Here is a 4,911-nt window from a genome sequence, read left to right as displayed (position 1 = left end):
GTTGTTAAACTCGATAATGATCGGAAAAAATTTGAAGTATTCAATGAAGTAGAGACAACAAACAAGTTGATACAAAAAAAACCATAGTTTTTTTATGGTTTTTTAAATATCTTATAAAATATAAATCCTTATTTAAGTTTCCATGACCCAGTATTCCATGACTGGGCTTTTTTTTATTTCAAATAGTGTTTTAGTAAAAATCTATCAAATTTCGTATAACCGCCATTATGTTAAATGTATAACTTTATAAAGTGTTAATTTTAAAGTCTTCCAATGTTTTGCCTTTTTCTTCTAATAAATTATGAACAAACTCAGGCTCTAATTTCAGCATCAGTTCAATAGCATCATGGATTTTCCAAAATTGTAATTCAGGATGATCTATTATTTGGATTAAATGGTTTTTAATTAAAGGAATATATTCATCGTATTTTTCATCATCAATTAACCAAAATAAGCGACTAATATCAAATGGTTCTGTATTAGATATTTCTATAATCTTTTGTATAGGATGAAATATTTTTATTCTAGCCTGTTCACCAAATCCTAGATCAGCTTGGAATGCCCAATAACGAACAAAAGCTCTAAGTACATGCTGAAGTGTATCATCATAACCATGTAAACGATGATCTATATAACCAACTAATTTATTTTCATTTAATAAATTTACTAATGCATCAAAACCAGAGGATTGTCCCCAATTAGTCAGAAGTTTTGCTGCCTCAAATACAATATTTTCATCAGAAGAATTTAATAAATTTATGACTTGTTCTATACGATCTTCAGGAATATCTTCTGGATCTAAATCTGTTGCATCACATGCGTAATCTGCATGAGTAGGAACGTCATGCAGTAATACAGAAATTTCTTTATTCATTAAGCCACTCATTAATAATTATCTTAAGATTTTCTAAAATTAACATAATACACCTTATACGAAATACAACAGTTTTTTCCTTCAAGATCATTATATTAGAGATTGCCGCCTTGAATCATAGAGCAACAAGGCGGCAACTTTTCTATTTTTTATGTTCCACGCTTACTATTTGATCATTGTTCCACGGTTTTGATTAGATATTTTAATTATTAAACTTCTTCCAGTAATAGCCGAGCGAGTGTCTACGAGCGACCACCTGGCATTAAAATTTCGCCCCTGCCTTTTCCCTGATTACAAACTCCCCTTTGCTTCATAATGAAAGATACAGAGCATCCCGAATGGGTGCGAACTGTATTAGCCAAATTCTAGACGAGCGAAGCGAGCATAAAGACTACTGAGCGAAGCGAAGGCATAGTTTCTTTTTTTATTAAATCCTCAATTCATATTTGAAAAAAACAGCCCCTCAACCGAGCTAAAGCGAGGTTAAAACGTCCGAGCTTTAGCGAGGGCATAGGGCTGTTTTCATGCCTACTTAGGCTTTTATATATATTTTAAAGCTTTTAAATGCTTTTACGACCGCTAGAAACCTTTCTATTAAAGACTTCTAGCGGTTATAAAGGGACATTTAGTCGGTTATAAAGGGACATTTAGTCGGTTATAAAGGGACATTTAGTCGGTTATAAAGGGACATTTAGTCTCTATAAAGGGACATTATAGGTATTGACCCTTTAGTGACTTCAATTTACAATGTCCATATTATAAGTAACAATATAATCTGATTATGAAAAATGAGCTTGTTGTGAAGGATAATGCGTTAATCAATGCTAGTTATAATTTAGAAGTAACTGAACAACGTTTAATACTATTAGCAATTCTTAATGCAAGAGAAACAGGCAACGGTATTACAGCCGATAGTAAATTAGAAATACATGCGAAGGACTATGCTAGCCGTTTTGATATAAGCAATGATGGGGCCTATAAAGCATTAAAGAATGCTGTTTTAAACTTATTTGATCGACAATTTTCCTTTAAAGAACAAGATAAAAAAGGAAATATAGGCACAGTAAAATCAAGATGGGTAAGCCGTATTAAATACATTGATGATTCAGCCACATTAGAGATTACATTTGCGCCTGATGTTGTTCCATTAATTACAAGGCTTGAGCAGCATTTTACGAGCTATCAGCTTAAACAAGTTAGCCAACTTACCAGTAAATACGCTATACGTTTATATGAGCTTTTGATTGCATGGCGTGAAGTTGGAAAAACTCCAAAAATTGAGTTACACGATTTCAGAAGCAAAATTGGTATCGAAGACACTGAATACATAGCAATGAATGATTTTAAAAAACGTGTATTAGAACCAGCTATTAACCAAATTAATAAATATACAGATATTACGGCAACGTATGAACAGCATAAAAAAGGGCGATTAATTTCAGCATTTTCATTTATTTTTAAGCAAAAACACCAACCAAAGATTGAAAAGACAGTTGACCTAAAAAGGGATCCAAATACACCTGATTTCTTTATCCCTATGACAGATGCTCAACGACATTTATTTGCCAATAAAATGGCTAAATTGCCTGAATTGAGCGAGTATTCACGAGGAACTGAAAGCTATGAAGATTTTGCAATCCGTATTGCTGATATGCTTTTAGAACCTCCAAAATTTAGGATGTTCTATCCGCTACTGGAGCAACTTGGGTTTAAGTAACTATTTAAAATGGAGCTAAATAGCTCCCTTTTTTATTAATTTAGAACTGGCAAATCAAAAAGCTTTCTATCTCTATCTTCTGTTAAATACTCGTTGAGTTCAGCGAGTATTTTTTCTTTATTGGCTTCATTGGCATTCATTTTTTTAATCAAATAAGAACCAAGCAAAATTTTACGTCGAGTATCATCCTTCCTTTCCTGCTCTTTTTGCTTTGACCTTTCTCTAGCTTCGATAGCTTGTTTGCGAGCCTTTAACTGTTTCAGCTTTTCTAACTGGGCTTCGATTTTCTTTTCGAGAGTTTCAGCAGCTTTTGTCATGATTCAGATTTCGGGATATAGAAAACCACTCAAGCATAAGGCCCTATGAATTGAAATTCAAGCGGGCTATATGCTATCGTGTTTTTCATGAAATGCGCACTTACGACTTGGATTTCATCCAAGTCAAAGTTTGCGTAAGGGGATACCCCTTAACCCCAAAAAATTGCTACGCAATTTTTAAAAGCAAAAGCAAAACCATCACAAGGCTAAGGCATGGCAATTTATCACTGTACGACTAAGACCGTTAACCGAAGTTCGGGACGAACTGCGGTAGCATCTATGGCCTATCGTGCAGGAGAAAAATTGACAGATGAACGGACAGGGTTAACGCACGACTTCACGAGAAAAGAAGGTGTGGTGTATACAGAGATTCTTTCTAACTTGGATACTGAATTAGACCGAAGCAAAGTTTGGAATCTTGCGGAAAAATCAGAAAATCGGAAAGATGCCCGAACCGCACGTGAATGGGTGATTGCTCTACCGGACGAGCTGGATGAAGAACAGCGAAAAGAACTAGCAAGAGAGTTTGCCCAATCTTTAGTAGACCGTTATGGGGTGGTTGCAGATTTGGCGATTCATGCACCTAGCAAAGGTGGAGATGATAAAAACCATCATGCACATATCTTACTGACAACTCGCAAAGCAGAATTAGATACTGAAAATAAACTGGTCCTCACTCAAAAATCGGAAATTGAGTTAAGTAACACCAAAAGAAAAAGCTTAGGCATGGGAACAAGCCAGGAAGAAATTAAACAGATTCGAGCCACCTGGGCAAACTTAGCCAATCATGCTCTGGAATATGCAGGGTATCGGGAAAGAATCGACCACCGCAGTTATGCCGATCAAGGTAATCAGCTACAAGCCACTATCCATGAGGGTAGTAAGGTCACGCAGATGCGCAGGAAAGGCATAGATACTGAGATTAGTCGTTTCAACGACACGATCAAACAGCAGAACAGCCAACAGCTCCAAAACAAACAACAGCATAAAGAAAAAACCTTAGAACAAGGGTTCAACCGTGTTGAGCAAGGCTTTGAGCAATGGAAGAAAGATCAGGAAGCTAAACGCCTAGAACTGGAACATAAAAAGCAGTTAAAGCTACAGCAAGAACAAGCGATGAAGCTGAAACAACGCAAAAGCATGAATAGAAATGGGCCTTCCCTATGAGCAATCAAAACGATTTAGACGACCAGTTATATATTTTATTGGCATCCATGAAGGAATACAGGGAAGCCATAGCAGATGATAACAAGCGATTAGAGACGTTTTACAATAAGGTAGCTAGTGGGGTGCTAGAACAAAGCAAAAAGACCCTAAATAACGCAAATCAGGAAGCTACACGTGCCCTTCAAGGTCGTATTCAGGAGTTAGATAAAGCCACCGATAAATTGAACTACAAATTTATTGCCTTGTTGTGTGCAATTTTCCTTAGTCTGGTATTAGTTTTCCTGTCTTTTATATTTTTATTTATTCCAAGTTTTGATGAGATCAAGCAGCGTCGTGCTGAAGCAGCTTGGCTAGATCAAAGCTATAAACTCGATATTAGAAACTGTAATGGTAAATCCTGTGTCCGAGTTATGAAAAATGACTGTCACGGAACGAATAAGGATTACTGTGTTATTGATCCTAAATAAATACTGGCAAGTACTTTGCTCGGTTCTTTTCTTAATCTTATTGCTACCGAATATCGCAAAGTGGCTCGACTTTGAGATATGGCAATAGCCATGTCTCAAAGTATCGAGCTTTACTTTTCATTCTTTATGTCCTATCTATTTGCTATAGGGAAGCATACTTTATAGCACTTATAGTGGAATTAATAATGAGAAGGTATTTGATTTTCCTAGCTTTTATAATAATGATTTTTATTTTAGCTCTCGTTGTTAAACTCGATAATGATCGGAAAAAATTTGAAGTATTCAATGAAGTAGAGACAACAAACAAGTTGATACAAAAAAAACCATAGTTTTTTTATGGTTTTTTAAATATCTTATAAAATATAAATC

At 35.4% G+C, this 4,911-nt stretch carries 5 protein-coding genes; 3 read left to right on the top strand and 2 right to left on the bottom strand.

Annotation, left to right across the window (positions count from 1 at the left end):
* Positions 1-244: 244 nt before the first annotated feature.
* Complete coding sequence (locus tag FTT84_RS16910; protein WP_078194520.1) at positions 245-874, bottom strand: hypothetical protein; 630 nt, start codon at positions 872-874, stop codon at positions 245-247.
* A gap of 781 nt (positions 875-1,655) precedes the next feature.
* On the opposite strand from FTT84_RS16910, the gene repM reads away from it, so the two are divergent.
* A complete protein-coding gene (gene repM, locus FTT84_RS16905) occupies positions 1,656-2,591 on the top strand; it encodes a replication initiation protein RepM (protein WP_159516845.1) in 936 nt (311 codons plus the stop codon).
* Between the two features lie 35 nt (positions 2,592-2,626).
* Here the strand turns inward: repM and FTT84_RS16900 are convergent, their stop codons facing one another.
* Positions 2,627-2,908, bottom strand: a complete 282-nt coding sequence (locus tag FTT84_RS16900; protein WP_180001894.1) for a mobilization protein — start codon at positions 2,906-2,908, stop codon at positions 2,627-2,629.
* 213 nt (positions 2,909-3,121) lie between these two features.
* Here FTT84_RS16900 and mobQ point away from each other — a divergent pair, with 213 nt between their 5' ends.
* Together mobQ and FTT84_RS16890 are read left to right on the top strand one after the other, a co-directional pair.
* Entirely contained in the window at positions 3,122-4,075 is a 954-nt protein-coding gene (gene mobQ, locus FTT84_RS16895; protein WP_180001892.1) for a MobQ family relaxase, read from the top strand.
* Positions 4,072-4,542, top strand: coding sequence for a hypothetical protein (locus FTT84_RS16890; protein ID WP_180001893.1), 471 nt, complete (start codon positions 4,072-4,074; stop codon positions 4,540-4,542). Before mobQ ends, FTT84_RS16890 begins: the two co-directional genes overlap by 4 nt.
* Positions 4,543-4,911 lie beyond the last annotated feature (369 nt).

Source organism: Acinetobacter sp. YH01019 (genome assembly GCF_013420285.1).
GTDB lineage: Bacteria > Pseudomonadota > Gammaproteobacteria > Pseudomonadales > Moraxellaceae > Acinetobacter > Acinetobacter gandensis.
Note: the sequence above shows the minus strand (reverse complement) of the source record. Positions and strands in the feature narration are given on the sequence as shown.